This window comes from Acetobacter fabarum (assembly GCF_022483405.1).
GTDB lineage: Bacteria > Pseudomonadota > Alphaproteobacteria > Acetobacterales > Acetobacteraceae > Acetobacter > Acetobacter fabarum.
Genome location: NZ_JAKVNI010000001.1, coordinates 1959749 through 1975000 on the forward strand (window position 1 = coordinate 1959749; position 15252 = coordinate 1975000).

Here is a 15252-nt window from a genome sequence, read left to right on the forward strand (position 1 = left end):
TGGAGCGCTTTGACAAGTCCATATCGGGCGGCCTAACACGAACGCGGACCAGCCCCTGCATGTTGTGTGCAAGGGGCGGAACAGGGGCGAGTATCCGGCGTTCTGGCTGGATGGCTCTGTTCCACCATGGGGGCGGGTGTGGTGCCATAGCCCTTGTCGTTTTTACAGGACGCCGCGTGCCAACATGGCGGGGAGCGATCTTCTCGGTTCAGGCGCTCAGGTGGCCGATCAGACGGGAGTAACCGGGGTGTATGGCGGTTTTGCTCAACCGGAAGTCAAAGGGTGGTGCCCAGGTCTTTTCGCACCCATGGAGGCAGCGGATGGCTGGCTTGTGCGTGTGCGGCCTACGCTGGGGCGGCTGGAAGCAGCTCAGGCATTTTTGCTGGCGGATGTGGCCCAAAGGCAGGGGAATGGCCGTATAGGGCTAACCAACAGGGCCAGCCTGCAACTCCGTGGGTTTGGGGCCGATGCTGCACGCCGGTTTCCTGAAATTGCGGTGGCTGCGGGGCTTGGTCTGTCCGATGCGGGTATGGAGCGGCGGCAGGCCATGCTTGTTTCCCCCCTGGCGGGGGATGACCCGAGCTGTGCGGCACAGACCGTGGCCTGTGCGGAGTCCCTGCGTACTGCGCTGATCGGTGCGGAGGAGCTAACGGCCCTGCCGGGCAAATTCGGTTTTGCGGTGGATGGTGGTGGGCTTTACCCCACGGGGCTGTTGCAGGCAGATATTACCCTGCGCGCCACGGAAGATGGGCTGTGGTCCGTTGTGTGCGGCGCCATGTGTGCGGTTCCCACTACTTATACGCTCGCAGTTGGGCAGGCCGTTGCTTTGGCTCGTGCTTTTGTAACATCGCACCAAAGCGTGCGCCCCCAGCGGGACCGGGCTGTGGGGCAGGTGCTGTTCCAGATTCTGGGGCTGGCGGGGCAGGTGGTGGCACCCAAACCTACGCAGGCCGAGGTTTGCTGTGGCCGAGTAGGGCCACTGGGACACGGATTGTTTGCCCTGTCTGCCCCTATGGGGTGCATGACTGCGACCATGCTGCATGACTGCGCAACTGTTGCCGCAACGCAGGGGGATGGCATTTTGCGCCTGACCCCGTGGCATACTCTGGTGCTGGGCGGTATGGAGCAGGCGCCTGTTGTGGCCGGGATGGTAACAGACCCCCATTCCCCCCTCTTGCGTATCTGGGCCTGTAGTGGTGCCAGTGCTTGTGCGCAGGCTGCCGGGGAGACGGAAAATCTGGCGCGTAATCTGGCTCCGCTGCTGCCAGCAGGGGCCAGCCTGCATGTTTCGGGCTGCCGCAAAGGGTGCGCCCACCCGGGTTCTGCCGATTATACTCTGGTGGCAGGTGATCAGGGCTACGGGTTGGTGCGCAATGGTTCGGCTTCGGGGGATGTGGAAAGCCTGTTCGTAGGCGAACAGGCTGTTTATACAGCATTTGAGTCATTCAAAAAGGAAGGAGCGGTGGATGCCGGCCTATGAGTATATTCGGGATGGGGCGGCCATCTACCAGCGTTCTTTTGCAACCATTCGGGCAGAGGCGGACCTAAGCGCCTTTACGCCGGAACAGGCCACCGTAGTTGTACGCATCATTCACGCCTGCGGCATGGTGGATGTGGCGCAATCGGTTGCCATGAGCGCGGATCTTGTGCCGCGCGCCCGGCAGGCTTTGCGTGATGGCTGTGCCATTCTGTGCGATGCGGAAATGGTGGCAAGGGGGGTAACCCGCACCCGTCTGCCAGCCGATAACGAGGTAATCTGCACATTGCGTGACCCGCGCACACCGCCGCAGGCCTTGGCTATTGGTAATACCCGCTCCGCCGCCGCGCTGGATTTTTGGGGGGACAAACTTGCTGGGGCCGTTGTGGCCATAGGCAATGCCCCTACCGCCCTGTTCCACCTGCTGGAAATGCTGGATGCTGGCGCCCCCCGGCCTGCTGCGGTGCTGGGTGTGCCGGTGGGCTTTGTCGGGGCGGCTGAATCCAAGGAGGCGCTGACCAAAAGGCATGACGTGCCATGGCTGGTCGTGCACGGTCGGCTTGGGGGGAGCGCCATGGCTGCTGCCGCCCTTAACGCCCTTGCCTGCGAGGTTGAATAATGGCGGGCACACTCAGCATTGTTGGCGTAGGGCCGGGTGACCCGGAACTGATAACCCTGCGCGCCGCACGCCTGATTGGGTCTGCGCCGGTGGTTGCGTATTTCTGCCGCGAAAAACACCCCAGTCAGGCACGGACCATTGCACAGGCCCATATTGGCTCTGCCACGCGGGAAATGCGGCTGATTTACCCGTTTACAACCGAGGTTTCAGTCAACGACCCGGCATACCACCAGAATATGTCCGCCTTTTATGACCAGAGTGCTGAACGGCTGGCTGAAGAACTGGCAACGGGTAACGATGTTACGCTCCTGTGTGAGGGCGACCCGTTTTTGTATGGCTCGGCCATGTATGTGTTTGACCGGCTGCGAACACGCTGCCAGACGCAGGTCGTGCCCGGCATTATGGCCATGAACGGCTGCTGGGCTCAGGCCCTTGCCCCCATGACCCATGGGGATGATGTGCTGTGCGTGCTGCCCGCAACCTTGCCCGAGGCCGAACTGGTAGGCTGGCTGGAGCGTGCTGATGCTGCCGTGATCATGAAGATCGGGCGGAATATGCCCCATGTCCGTCAGGCCATCACCCGTAGCGGACGTATGGACGAAGCCGTGTATGTGGAGCGCGGTACGCAAGGCGCGCAGGTGATTGCCCCCATGGCGGAGCAGGATGGCAAAGCGCCGTATTTTTCCCTTGTGCTCCTGCCCGGAAGGAAGCGTGTACGATGAGCGGTGGTTCTCTGGTCATTGTGGGGCTTGGCCCCGGTAATCCGGAGCAGTTGACCCCGCAGGCACGCCATGCTCTGGCCCGCGCAACGGATTTGGTCGGCTACGCCCCCTACGTCAAACGGGTGGAGGCAGGGCCAGAGGTTGTACGCCATATTTCAGACAACCGGGAGGAAATCTCCCGCGCCCGGCACGCGCTGGAAATGGCCCTGAGCGGGCGGCATGTGGCTGTGGTTTCAGGGGGGGATGCCGGGGTGTTCGGCATGGCAAGTGCTGTGTTCGAAGCGGTGGAAAATGGTCCCGCCATTTGGCGTAGCCTCCCTATTCAGGTCATTCCCGGTGTGAGTGCCGTGCTGGCTGCGGCCGCCCGGCTTGGCGCACCGCTGGGGGGGGATTTTTGCGTTATTTCCCTTTCCGATAACCTCAAGCCGTGGCCGGTTGTGCTGGAGCGTTTGCGTCTGGCGGCTCAGGCGAGGTTTGTTATTGCGCTGTACAACCCGCGCTCGCATGCGCGGCCGTGGCAGCTTGGGGCCGCGTTTGAGCACCTGCGGCAAAGCATGGGGGGGGATGAACCCGTTGCATTTGCCCGTGCCATCGGGCGGCCTGATGAGGCCGTTCGCCTGTCCACCATTGCGCAGGCCAATGCAGACTGGGCAGATATGAGCACACTGGTGCTGATCGGCTGCCCCGCAACACGGCTTGTCAGCCGCCCAAACGGGCAGGAACCCTGGCTTTATACAGCGCGCAAGGTTGAAGCAGCACATTGATGCAACCATGCCAGAGCAGCAGCCGTGTCTTTGGCATGCGGGGTATCCTGCGCAGGAGGGCGGGATACCATCAGCACAGGTACACCCAGTATGCGTGCAGCTTCGAGCTTGGCATGGGTTGCAGTGCCACCGGAGTTTTTGGTGACCAGCACGGTAATCTGGTGTTCACGCATGAGTTTAAGCTCGGCCTCCAGATCAAACGGCCCGCGTGCACAGATCACACTGGTCTGTGGAGGAAGGTCAGCCGGGTGGGGCGGTTCAATGGAACGGAACAGATAGTGGTGCTGGGGAGCTGCCAGAAAAGGCCGGGTTTCCTTGCGTCCGGTCGTCAGGAACACGGACTGCGATTTGGCACTCCATCTGCTGGACCGGGCAAGTGCGCTGGCGGCTTCGGCAATACTGGGCACCATAAACCACGTGTCCTGCGGGGTGGCGGTCCAGCCCGGTCGTTCCAGCCGCAGGAGAGGCCGTTGTGTGGCGGCGCAGGCCATGGCGGCATGCTGGCTCATTTGCGCGGCAAATGGGTGGGTCGCATCCACAACGGCATCTATGGCATGCTCACGCAGCCAGTTGGTCAGCCCCGCTACGCCGCCAAAGCCCCCGATGCGTGTGGTCATATCCGGCAGGTGTGGCTGGCTGGTTGCTCCGGCAAGGGAGAGCACGGCATGGCATGCTGGCCATGTTGTGCCCAGCATGCGGCACAGGCTACTGGCTTCCGTTGTGCCTCCCAATACCAGCACACGCAGGCTGGGCGGCATGGTGTTCCCTGTGTTGGTGCAGGGGGTGGGGGGCGCTGGAAGCATGCAAAAACCTTGGCGGCGAATGATAGCAGCCGATCTATATCCGCTTGCTACAGGCATGGGCAAGCATGGGTAGGCTTGGTGCGCTGTATGTTGGAAGGGGCAAGCAATGCCAGAACCGCATAACCCTGAGGCCACGCCGTGGCTGAGTGTGATCGGGGTGGGAGAAAACGGTCTGGACGAGCTAAGCAGCACGGCCAGAACCCTGATAGTGCAAGCCGAGTATGTTTTTGGCGGTGCACGCCATTTGGGACTGGTGGCCCCTTTGCCACGAGGGCGGTGTGTGGCATGGCCTACTCCCTTTAGTGCCGGGGTGCAGCAGGTTCTGGCCTTGCGTGGGCACTCTGTTGTTGTACTGGCCTCGGGCGATCCGTTTTTTTACGGGGTGGGTGGTGTGCTGGCCCGCAGTCTGGAGGCGGGGGAAATGCTTTGTCTGCCTGCTCCATCGTCCGTGGCGCTGGCCTGTGCGCGGCTTGGCTGGGCGCAGGAGCAGTGCCATGTTGTCTCTGTCTGCGGTAGGCCCATGGCGCGACTACGGCCATTTTTGCAGCCACGGGCGCGCTTGATTGTCCTTTCCGCCGATGCGCAAACACCGCGCGAACTGGCTCGGTGGCTGGTAGAGCTGGGGTTCGGGACTGTCCGTTGCTCCGTTATGGAAGCACTTGGCGGACCTAACGAGCGGTGCCGTAGCTTTATGGCCAAAGATGGCCCGCCGGATGATGTTGCCAGCCTTAACCTGCTGGCGCTGGATGTGCCCGCAGAGGTTACAGAGGCCTGCCTGCCCCGGTGCAGCGGCCTGCCTGATACCTGTTTTGAGCATGATGGGCAGCTAACGCGGCAGGAAATAAGGGCTGTAACCCTTTCTGCCTTAGCCCCGCGTGCTGGGGAACTGCTGTGGGATATTGGAGGGGGTGCGGGCTCTGTTTCCATCGAATGGATGCTGGCAGCCCAGGGGTGCCGCGCCATAACGCTTGAAAGCGTGCCAGAGCGTGCTGCCCGCATTGCCCGCAATGCACAGGCACTGGGGGTGCCCGACCTGCATGTGGTGCAGGCCCGCGCCCCGGATGGTCTGGGCGGGCTGGACACGCCGGATGCCGTGTTTGTGGGGGGCGGTGCCAGCAGGCCGGGTGTGTTGGAACAGGCCTGGGCGGCTCTGCGCCCGGGTGGGCGTATGGTGGTCAATGCCGTGGTGGTGGAAACAGAAGTACGCCTTGTACAGGCCATGCAGGAGTGGGGGGGGCGGCTTACCCGCCTTTCTGTCGCACGGCTGGACGGGGTGGGGGGCTTCCATGCTTTTCGGCCCGCCATGACCGTCACCCAATGGGTGGCCAGCAAACCCCATAGCGCATGATCGTGGTGGGCATGGGCTGGCAGAGTGCCGCACTGGCGGAGCATGCGCTGGAACTGGTTGCGCAAAGCCTGCACATGCTTGGGGCCAGCGCGCCTGATTATATTGCGGTCCCAGATTTTAAAAACGCGGATACCCTGCCCCAGAGTGTTGCGCACAGGTGGGGGGCTGGGGTGTTGTGGATTACACGCACACAACTCCAGCAGGTGCAGGCTGCCTGCCATACGGCGTCCTCCACGGTTATGCGGCATGTGGGGGTTGCATCTGTTGCGGAGGCATGTGCTCTTGCCGGTGCGGGGGATGGAGCGCGGTTGTGCCTGACCCGTCAGGTATTGTGTGGTGTAACCTGCGCGGTGGCAGAAGGAGATAGAAAGTGACTGTTCATTTTATTGGCGCTGGCCCGGGGGCTGCGGACCTGTTGACCATTCGGGGGCGGGATATTCTGGCCTCCTGCCCGGTCTGCCTTTACGCCGGGTCCATTGTGCCGCCTGATATGCTCCAGTATTGCCCCGACAATGCCCGGCTGGTGGATACGGCTCCCATGTCTCTGGATGAGATTGAGGCCGAATATGTGCGCGCTCATAAAGCAGGGCAGGATGTTGCGCGCCTGCATTCGGGTGACCTGTCCATTTACAGCGCGGTTGCCGAGCAGATCCGCAGGCTGGAGCGCAATGCAATCCCATGGACCATGACCCCGGGTGTGCCTGCGTTTGCAGCTGCGGCATCTGTTCTGGGGCGGGAGCTGACTGTGCCGGGCGTGGCGCAAAGCCTTGTGCTGACCCGCGTTAATGGCCGCGCCTCGGCCATGCCCGAGCGTGAAAAACTGGAATCCTTTGCCGCAACGGGGGCCACGCTGGCCATACACCTTGCCGTGCATGCCTTGGGGCGTATTGTTGCCGAGTTAACGCCGTTTTACGGCCCGCAATGCCCTGTGGCCATTGTTGCCCGTGCATCCTGGCCCGACCAGATTGTGCTGCATGGCACGCTGGAAAGCATTGAAAAAGAACTCGAACAGAACCCGATCGAGCGCACGGCACTCGTGCTGGTTGGCCCTGCCCTTGCTGGCATTGCCGGGCGGGAGAGTGCTCTGTATGACCCCGATTACCGCCGCCGGTTCCGCAGCTAAGGGGTAAAAGGCCCATCAGCCTTGCCGACCAGTGTGCCCGAGCGGTCAAATACCAGAATATCCAACAGAACAGGGGCCGGGCTGAGGGTTTTGTGGGCCACAGCCCAAGCCGCATGTGCAAGGACCTCACCCAAGGGGAAGTTGTGGCTGCGGGCCAGCAGAAAAGCCTCCGCCACCGTGGGGCTGGCGCGGATCAACTCTGGCAGGGTGTCTGGCGCACCATGTTGTGCGGCCAGTTGTGCCAGTGCGGGCATGTCTGCCCGGCTGCGGCTGGAATGCAGGTCCAGACAGCCCTGACCAAGTTTGGTCATCTTGGCAATGCCGCCAGCAAGGCTCAGGCGGGAGACAGGGTGGTGGCGGATATATTTGAGCAGCCCGCCCGCAAAATCCCCCATTTCAATCAGGGCCATATCCGGTAGGTCGTACAGGGCCTGTCCTGCTTTTTCCGACACATTGCCCGTAGCACCCAGCACATGGGGCAGGTTTTCCGCCCGTGCCACATCAATCCCGCGGTGAATGCTCTGTATCCATGCCGAGCATGAAAACGGCATGACAATGCCCGTTGTGCCCAGAACGGACAGCCCCCCCACAATACCCAGCCGTGCATTGAGTGTGCGTTTTGCCAGTTCCTGCCCGTGATCAATGCTGATTGTAACTTCCGCGTCCGGGAGTGTGCCTTTGTTGGCCTGCGTCAGGGCTGTGCGGATCATGGCGCGGGGGACGGGGTTAATCGCGGGTTCACCCGGTGGCAGCGGCAGGCCGGGGCGCGTAATGGTGCCAACACCCGGCCCGGCCTTGAACACAAGACCCGCCCCGGTAGCCAGAGCACGCACCGTGCAGCGGATCATGGCGCCATGTGTAATATCGGGGTCATCCCCTGCGTCTTTTATTACGGCAGCGCAGGGCGCGTCGGGCGTGCCGCCATACTGGCATATGCTGAAAGCAACGTCCTGCCCCGATGGCAGGGTAATGGTTACGCTGGCAGGGGGTTCACGCCCCAGCAGCACCAGCCATGCGGCTTTGGCCGCAGCCGTTGCGCAACTGCCCGTGGTCCAGCCACGGCGGAGGGGAGGGGCACTCTGCTTCATGCCCTGTCCGTGTCTCATATTATGCGGGGAGGATGCAAATATGAATGGGGCAGGGGCGGAGCAGGGCAGGTATAAAGCTGCCTAGCCCGCGTTGAGCAGGGTGGCTTTTATCAACTGCTGTTCGCGCCATGCACGGGGGGAAAGGCCACTCCATTTGCGGAATGCCCGGCTGAAAGCGCTTGTCTCGGTATAGCCAAGGGCGAGGGCGATTTCCCCCATATCCGGGCCAGCCTGCCCAAGCTGGCGGCAGGCTTCAGCGTAGCGGACTTCTTCAAGCAATGTGCCGAAGGACAGGTTGAACTGGGCTAGCCTGCGTTGCAGCGTCCATGCTGGCATGTTCATGCGCTGGGCAATGTCCGAGAGTGTGCAGCAGCGCTCGGCCAGCCCTGCGCGGATCATGGAGGCAATCTGCTCCTTGAGCGATGGGGCCGAGGCACTCTGCCCGTTGCTGTGGTGGTTGCGGGAGAGGGAAATCAGCGATGCCCGCATGATTTCGAGCATGTTTGCGTTGGCCTTGGGCATGGGGCGTTCCTGCCCGGCCTTGCGGAACAGCAGGGCATTTGTCACATGGCCAAAGCGAATATCGGCCTGAAACGCATCCCTGTGTTCGTGAGCCTGTTCGGGCTGGTGGTGTTCAAACAGAACGGCTTCGGGCACCCAGTCCTCCCCCATGGCGTGGCGGAGCACATTGCAGAACATGCCCATGGTCAGCTCGGCATCATGCCTGCGCTGGGTAATGCTGGGGTCCTGAATAGCGTATTCCAGCCGGAGTAGCCCGTTTTCCTGCTCGATTAGTTGCGTGTGTGTGTTGCACTGGTGGTAGCCAAAATGGCTCGCCAGATTGCGCACGGCATCCTCCGCCGTGGCGGACAGGAGTGCAATATACCCTACAAGGCCCAGCATTTCCGGCTGGAACTGCTGCCCGAACCAGAGGCCCAGATTGCCATCCTGTGTCTCACGCGCGGCTTCTTCAAACAAACGGCAGTATGCCGTCAGGTCCAGCATGTCAGTGGGCAGGGCGAACTGGCCGGTAGACAGGCCCGAACGCCCGGCAATCCGGTCAATATCCCCCCCGCGGGAGGTAATGAAGTCTTCAACACCGGTTGCGGCGGCGGCCAGCACACCAGATGTCGGGCTTTGCATCGGGTCAGACATGGCAGGATACGTCTATGTAAGGGTGCAGTTTGTTTTGAATGATCAATAAATTGTTCCCTCCAGTCAAGTCTCAAGCGGGTGATGCTGCTATTGTAACGGTATCGAACTAAACTGCGAGGTGCCCCGCTCCGGCCCCTTGCAGCGGGATTGTGCTGGGGCAGGAGGCTGGCCTTAATGGGATATCGTCATGGACTGGGGGGGGAGACTTACCACTTCCCCGATCTCAAAACCCTTCTGGCCGTTGCCTCATCCGTGCGCTCGGGGGACCAGTTGGCCGGCTTGGCTGCCCAGTCCGATGCCCAGAGAATGGCCGCCCGTTATGCCTTGGCCGATGTTCCGTTGCGCAGTTTTATCCAGACCGCACTTGTTCCGTACGAAGAAGACGAAGTGACGCGCCTGATCGTGGATACCCATGATCATAAAGCCTTTGCACTCATAGCGCATATGACGGTGGGAGAGTTCCGTGACTGGCTGCTCTCGCACGAGGCGGATACGGCAGCCCTTGCACGGATTGCGCCGGGTATTACGCCAGAAATGGCTGCTGCTGTAAGCAAGCTCATGCGGAACCAGGACCTGATAAGCGTTGCGCGCAAAATCCGGGTCATTACCAGCTTCCGCAATACGATCGGCTTGCCCGGTTGCCTGTCCTCACGCCTCCAACCGAACCACCCGACAGATGACCTCAAAGGCATTGCGGCCTCTACGCTGGATGGCCTGCTTTACGGTATGGGGGATGCCGTTATTGGCATTAACCCGGCAACCGATAGTGTGGCCAATGGTCTGGCCCTGCTGGATATGCTCGATCAGGCCCGCCAGCTTTATGACATTCCAACCCAGACCTGCGTGCTGACCCACGTTACCAATACGCTGGAAATCATGAACCGTGGCGGCGCGGTGGACCTTGTGTTCCAGTCCGTGGCGGGCACGCAAAAAGCGAATGAGGGGTTTGGGGTCAACCTTGCCATTCTGCAGGAGGCGTATGATGCGGCTCTGGCACTTGGCCGTGGCACGGTCGGGCAGAATGTCATGTATTTTGAAACCGGGCAGGGGGCAGCCCTGTCCGCAGGGGCACATCACGGCATTGACCAGCAGACGGTAGAGGCCCGGGCCTATGCCGTGGCGCGGGCGTTCAACCCTTTGCTGGTGAACACGGTGGTCGGCTTTATTGGCCCCGAATACCTGTATGACGGCAAACAGGTCATACGCGCAGGGCTGGAAGACCATTTTTGCGCCAAGCTTATGGGTGTGCCCATGGGGTGTGACGCCTGCTACACAAACCACGCCGAAGTTGATCAGGACGATATGGACAACCTGATGACCCTGCTGGGCGTGGCGGGCATTACCTTCCTGATCGGGGTGCCCGGCGCGGATGACATCATGCTCAATTACCAGAGCCTGTCTTTTCACGATATTCTGACCTTGCGGAACATGCTTGGCGCACGCCCGGCCCCCGAATTTGCCGCATGGCTGGAACGTATGGGGCTGTATGACAGCCTGACCAACCATATGCGCCCGCTGGAACTCGGGCAGACGCAACTGGCTAGGCTGGTGGGTGCAGCATGACGGAATACGGCAAACCCCAGACCCAGCCCGGTGCGGTAGCAGATGCGTGGCAGCCCCTGCGTGGCCTGACCCGTGCGCGCATTGGTCTGGGCCGTAGTGGCAATGCACAACGTACAACGGACGTTCTGGCTTTTCAGGCCGCGCATGCTCAGGCGCGCGATGCCGTACATGCACCGCTGAACGTGCAGGCCATGGAGCAGCAGTTACGTGGCGCTCCCTGCCTGCATGTGCAAAGCCGGGCCATGGACCGCGCCACTTACCTGCGCCGCCCGGATCTGGGCCGCAGGCTTTCGGAAAACTCTTTGCATATGCTGCGCAAAGAGGCGTGGGACGTTGTTTTTGTAGCAGCGGATGGTCTTTCCTCCATCGCGACCCAGACAAACGCCATACCTGTTTTTCAAGCCATGCAGCCTCTTTTGCAGGGGTGGCGGATTGCTCCTTTGGTGATTGCAACGCAAAGCCGCGTTGCTTTGGGGGATGAGATTGCACAGGCCATGGGGGCCAGCATGGTCGTCATGATGATTGGCGAGCGCCCCGGCCTGAGCGTTGCGGACAGCCTTGGCATTTACCTGACATACGCACCGTATGTGGGGTGCCCGGATTCCTCACGGAACTGCCTGTCCAACATCCATGCACACGGCATGACGATACCTGCTGGCGCAAGCAAGCTGGCATGGCTGATGCAGGAGGCCAGACGGCTTGGCCTGACAGGTGTCGGTTTGAAAGACGCTGCCCCGGACCAGCTGGCAGGCAGCAACACACTATCTATACATGATAAGGACACAGACGCATGAGTGAGAGCAGCGGGACCAAGCTCAGCCAGTCTCTCGGTGCCTTCCATTTGTGGGGGATTGCCGTTGGACTTGTCATTTCTGGCGAGTATTTTGGCTGGAGTTACGGGTGGGGAACCGCCGGAACGCTCGGGTTTTTGGTGGCCACCGTTTTTGTGGCTTTGATGTACACGGCCTTTATCTTCAGTTTTACAGAACTGACGTGCTCTATCCCGCATGCAGGTGGTCCTTTTGCCTACAGCTTTCGGGCACTGGGCCGCTGGGGCGGGCTTATTGCCGGCCTTGCAACCCTGATCGAGTTCATTTTTGCGCCACCAGCCATTGCGCTGGCTATTGGCGCTTACCTGAACGTGCAGTTTCCCGGGCTTTCTCCCAAGGTGGCAGCTCTGGGTGCGTATCTGGTGTTCATGACGCTCAACATCGTAGGCGTGCATATTGCAGCCACCTTTGAGCTGTTTATCACCATTGCTGCCATTGTTGAGCTGCTGGTGTTTATGGGTGTTGTGGCACCTGCCTTTACATGGGACCATTTTCTGGCAGACGGCTGGGGTGGGGCTCCCCATTTTGGCTGGCAGGCGCTGGGCGGTATTTTTGCAGCCATGCCTTTTGCCATCTGGTTTTTTCTGGCCGTGGAAGGTGTCGCCATGGCTGCGGAAGAAGCGCGCGAACCCCGCCGCTCCATTCCCATTGCGTATATTGCCGGTATTCTTACCCTTGTAACGCTTGCTTTTGGTGTCATGATTTTTGCCGGTGGTGTGGGTGACTGGCATACCCTGTCCAACCTGAACGATCCCTTGCCCCAGGCCATGAAGCAGGTTGTAGGCGCGCATAGTGGCTGGCTGCACATGCTGGTCTGGCTGGGGCTGTTTGGGCTTGTGGCCTCCTTGCATGGGATTATCATGGGGTATGCACGCCAGATGTTCGCCCTTGCCCGTGCTGGGTTCCTGCCGGAAGTGCTGGGGCGGTTGCATCCGCGCTTTAAAACCCCGGATGTGGCAACGCTGGCGGGTGGTGCCATCGGTATTGCCGCTATTTTCTCCGATGATCTGGTCAGCATTCAGGGGCAGTCACTGACCGCCACATTGGTCACCATGTCCGTCTTTGGTGCGTTGACCATGTATATGCTCAGCATGATCAGCCTGTTCCGTCTGCGCCGGACCGAACCCACGCTAGTGCGTAGCTACAAGGCCCCACTTTACCCCGTTCTGCCGGGCTTTGCCCTTGTCGCGGCGCTGATCGCCCTCGCTGTCGTAATTTATTACAACATCGAAATATTTTTTATCTATTCAACTATCATGCTGGTTTGTACAGTATTCTTCATGAGTAAATTCAAAAAAGAATGAGCCGTAGCCACAAGATATAGTTTCTTTCTTGGATTGGGATTGTTGAGATGCGTAAAAACTTTGTTCAGGAAGTTCACTTCCTCCTTGCGGCGTGTGTATCTGGCGGCTCGTTGCTTGCGTCGTATGCCCATGCAGCAGAAACTACAGTTGCTCCTGTGTCCCTGAACTCTGCTCAGGTGGTGAATGCGCCCATCAGCGCGCCGCCTGAAGCGGAAAAAGCCGCAGGCACGCCTTCTGATGGTGAGGAAGTCCCCGCTGCTGTAAGCAGCGAAGATGATGCGATGAAGCCCACCGTGGGCAATCTCTTTCACCCCAAAGCCGGGCAGGCCCCCAATTACTGGCAGGGGCTGGAGGCGCATGTGTCGGTTGAAGGGGGTGTAACCGGCAACCCCTGGACACGTTCGGGCCGCAACTTTGCGCAGTACTACACCGACCGCGCCAACACCGCGACCCTTAACCAGATTATGGGCTCCATCTCCCATCCGGTCACGTCTGTTGGCAAAGGCTATGGTCTGGGGTTTGTGTTTGAAGCCATGTATGGCTCGGATGCACGCTTTGACCCGACCATTGGCATGGGTTCTGGCTCCTTGCATGGTCTGTACCAGTGGGCGCCTACGCAGGCTCATATTGATGCTCACCTGCCGTGGATTTTCAAGCGCGGGATTGATGTTCAGGTCGGCCAGATGTACGGGATCATGGGGGCGGAGGGCACGCCCGCACAGGCCCGTCCGTTCTACACTTTCAACTATGCGTCCGATTATATCGTACCGTTTGAAACAGTAGGTATTCTGGCCACCATGCATCTGACCCAGCATATGGACTGGATCCTTGGGGTGGATGCGGGGAACTCCACAACCTTTGGCGCTTCGGGGAACAACAACAAGCCCAAAGGGTATTTTGGTTTTGCATGGAACAAGCTGCTTGATGGCAAGCTGGATATGCACGCTATCGGCCATTTTGGCCCTCAGGGCAACAATGGCCGTCAGGTACAGTCCGCCGAAGGCTGGCTGAGCTCTGGTCTGGGTAAGCCTGCCAACAGCCTGATGCAGTATAACGGGGACTTCATGGCAACTTATCATGTGAATGATAAGATGACAGTTTCCGTCAACGGCACCTATCTGCATGATGATGCCCTGCGTGACGATGTTTATGGTGTCAGCACGTACTTCTCATACGCTTTCCACCCGTGGCTGACCCTGAATGCCCGTGGCGAAATTTTCCGCGATAATTCGGGTATGGTGATTGCGGAGTATTCCAGCTTCAACTCCTTCACGCAGTATCTGACCAACAAGCCGTATCCTTACTACAGCGCCATGCCGACAACTTATGGTGAACTCACGGTTGGTGTAACGTATAAGCCGGAGTTCATTAATAAAAAGCTGGCTCTGGGTGGCTTCATTATCCGGCCTGAAGTCCGTCTGGATAAGTCGCTCAACGGCACGCACCCCTTCAACCAGGCAGGCACTGTTGCTAACCCGATCGTTAACAATGGTACGAACAACATGTTCTGGTTCAGCTGTGATGCAACTTGGGCGTTCTAAGGTATTCCGCAGGATTGCTGCTGAATAAGTAACCAAAAAAGGCCTGTGGAGATTTCCACAGGCCTTTTTTGCTATGGGGCGCATAAAATAATTTTTATTCTGGAAAGCCGGCTCGTCTCAGGCGTCAGAGCCCAGAGCGTGTACCAACCCCGGTATTTGCAGTCGGGTTGACTGCAAATACCGCCAAGAGTTCAGAACGAATCAATCTTGAAATAAAGGCGTGAAATCTGGCCAGAAAGGTGTGCGCCATGGGTGTTGCCGGAGAACGACATATCCACACCCTTGGCATTTTCCATCACAATTCCAGCCGGGCCGGAGCCAATGGCAACGTCTCCGCCAACGGTCCAGTACGTGCCTTCAAAATCCACCAGCCGGGAGAGGTTCCTAACGCAGCCAGAGCCTGTAACCGTTGCGCTACCAAGGGCCAGAGCACCACCACCCTTGACCGATATAGGGTAACGCTGGCCGCCATATGTTAGCGTTCCATGCCCCCACATATAGCCAATGGCTGCGCCAACTTCCTTCATGGAAATTTCAATCTGCCCATCGGATGCGGTATCGCACGCGGTCTTGGCCATGGCCTGACCACATAGGGTCGAGGCCACAATAAGGGAAACAACACCGGAGCGAAAAAAGGACATGAACAGGACTGCCAGACGTCTGGAAAGTGAAGAAAATGACATGTCATGGAAAGAGCAAAAGGGCAATGCCGAAACGTTGTGACAATCCCGTATTTTAACGGCAACCTGGGCAACGGGGGAGGGGTATCGCATCAAGGTTTTTGACGACCGGACAACTCTTTCCTATTAGGAGCCTCTTTGTCGCGGAAGTTTACAGTCAAAACGGGAGAGGAATTACGCCGATGGCAGCTGCCACGCAGTTCGGAAATACCAGACGGCGGACATACGCCATCCT

General features: G+C 59.6%; 16 protein-coding genes (1 of these 16 running past the window's edge). 12 read left to right on the plus strand and 4 right to left on the minus strand.

Annotated features, from left to right (window positions below; genetic code table 11):
• Positions 1-184 precede the first annotated feature (184 nt).
• From cobG to cobJ, 4 genes are read left to right on the plus strand one after another with little or no spacing between them, the layout of a single operon-like run.
• On the plus strand, positions 185-1480 hold the full coding sequence (gene cobG, locus LKE65_RS09110) for a precorrin-3B synthase (protein ID WP_278741084.1): 1296 nt from the start codon (positions 185-187) through the stop codon (positions 1478-1480).
• Positions 1467-2096: a precorrin-8X methylmutase gene (locus tag LKE65_RS09115; RefSeq protein ID WP_165925995.1), complete on the plus strand. Its 630-nt coding sequence runs from the start codon at positions 1467-1469 to the stop codon at positions 2094-2096. The genes cobG and LKE65_RS09115 overlap by 14 nt, the downstream gene beginning before the upstream one ends.
• Positions 2093-2818, plus strand: a complete 726-nt coding sequence (locus tag LKE65_RS09120) for a precorrin-2 C(20)-methyltransferase (protein WP_278741830.1) — start codon at positions 2093-2095, stop codon at positions 2816-2818. The genes LKE65_RS09115 and LKE65_RS09120 overlap by 4 nt, the downstream gene beginning before the upstream one ends.
• Positions 2815-3582: a precorrin-3B C(17)-methyltransferase gene (cobJ, locus tag LKE65_RS09125; RefSeq protein ID WP_278741086.1), complete on the plus strand. Its 768-nt coding sequence runs from the start codon at positions 2815-2817 to the stop codon at positions 3580-3582. Before LKE65_RS09120 ends, cobJ begins: the two co-directional genes overlap by 4 nt.
• Here the strand turns inward: cobJ and LKE65_RS09130 are convergent.
• On the minus strand, positions 3549-4385 hold the full coding sequence (locus LKE65_RS09130) for a cobalt-precorrin-6A reductase (protein ID WP_278741088.1): 837 nt from the start codon (positions 4383-4385) through the stop codon (positions 3549-3551). The genes cobJ and LKE65_RS09130 overlap by 34 nt on opposite strands.
• A gap of 106 nt (positions 4386-4491) precedes the next feature.
• Here LKE65_RS09130 and cbiE point away from each other — a divergent pair, with 106 nt between their 5' ends.
• From cbiE to cobM, 3 genes are read left to right on the plus strand one after another with little or no spacing between them, the layout of a single operon-like run.
• Positions 4492-5733: a precorrin-6y C5,15-methyltransferase (decarboxylating) subunit CbiE gene (gene cbiE, locus LKE65_RS09135; protein ID WP_278741089.1), complete on the plus strand. Its 1242-nt coding sequence runs from the start codon at positions 4492-4494 to the stop codon at positions 5731-5733.
• On the plus strand, positions 5730-6107 hold the full coding sequence (locus tag LKE65_RS09140; protein ID WP_278741090.1) for a cobalamin biosynthesis protein: 378 nt from the start codon (positions 5730-5732) through the stop codon (positions 6105-6107). Before cbiE ends, LKE65_RS09140 begins: the two co-directional genes overlap by 4 nt.
• Positions 6104-6856 (plus strand): precorrin-4 C(11)-methyltransferase, encoded by a 753-nt coding sequence (gene cobM / locus LKE65_RS09145; protein ID WP_095349833.1) that lies wholly within the window; start codon positions 6104-6106, stop codon positions 6854-6856. Before LKE65_RS09140 ends, cobM begins: the two co-directional genes overlap by 4 nt.
• Here the strand turns inward: cobM and LKE65_RS09150 are convergent.
• Positions 6853-7944: a cobalt-precorrin-5B (C(1))-methyltransferase gene (locus LKE65_RS09150; protein WP_278741091.1), complete on the minus strand. Its 1092-nt coding sequence runs from the start codon at positions 7942-7944 to the stop codon at positions 6853-6855. The two genes, cobM and LKE65_RS09150, sit on opposite strands and share 4 nt — an antisense overlap.
• An 81-nt stretch (positions 7945-8025) precedes the next feature.
• Positions 8026-9099, minus strand: a complete 1074-nt coding sequence (gene qhpR, locus LKE65_RS09155) for an AraC-like transcriptional regulator QhpR (protein WP_278741092.1) — start codon at positions 9097-9099, stop codon at positions 8026-8028.
• Positions 9100-9273: 174 nt separating this feature from the next.
• Here qhpR and LKE65_RS09160 point away from each other — a divergent pair, with 174 nt between their 5' ends.
• Genes LKE65_RS09160 through LKE65_RS09175 form a run of 4 tightly spaced genes read left to right on the plus strand, consistent with a single transcriptional unit; the run spans position 9274 to position 14337 of the window.
• Positions 9274-10662: an ethanolamine ammonia-lyase subunit EutB gene (locus LKE65_RS09160; RefSeq protein WP_165926001.1), complete on the plus strand. Its 1389-nt coding sequence runs from the start codon at positions 9274-9276 to the stop codon at positions 10660-10662.
• Positions 10659-11456 (plus strand): ethanolamine ammonia-lyase subunit EutC, encoded by a 798-nt coding sequence (gene eutC, locus LKE65_RS09165; RefSeq protein WP_278741094.1) that lies wholly within the window; start codon positions 10659-10661, stop codon positions 11454-11456. Before LKE65_RS09160 ends, eutC begins: the two co-directional genes overlap by 4 nt.
• Positions 11453-12796 (plus strand): ethanolamine permease, encoded by a 1344-nt coding sequence (eat, locus tag LKE65_RS09170; protein ID WP_278741096.1) that lies wholly within the window; start codon positions 11453-11455, stop codon positions 12794-12796. Before eutC ends, eat begins: the two co-directional genes overlap by 4 nt.
• 47 nt (positions 12797-12843) lie before the next feature.
• Positions 12844-14337 (plus strand): outer membrane beta-barrel protein, encoded by a 1494-nt coding sequence (locus LKE65_RS09175; RefSeq protein WP_086646487.1) that lies wholly within the window; start codon positions 12844-12846, stop codon positions 14335-14337.
• A 191-nt stretch (positions 14338-14528) separates the two neighbouring features.
• Here LKE65_RS09175 and LKE65_RS09180 read toward each other — a convergent pair whose 3' ends face one another.
• The gene (locus LKE65_RS09180; protein WP_086646488.1) at positions 14529-14978 is read right to left on the minus strand and encodes a hypothetical protein; all 450 of its coding nucleotides are present in this window, start codon (positions 14976-14978) and stop codon (positions 14529-14531) included.
• A 221-nt stretch (positions 14979-15199) separates the two neighbouring features.
• Here LKE65_RS09180 and LKE65_RS09185 point away from each other — a divergent pair, with 221 nt between their 5' ends.
• On the plus strand, positions 15200-15252 hold the start of the coding sequence (locus LKE65_RS09185; RefSeq protein ID WP_086646489.1) for a dicarboxylate/amino acid:cation symporter. The gene runs 1204 nt beyond the window's last position; the window shows 53 of its 1257 coding nt (coding positions 1-53); its start codon is at positions 15200-15202; the stop codon falls past the right edge of the window.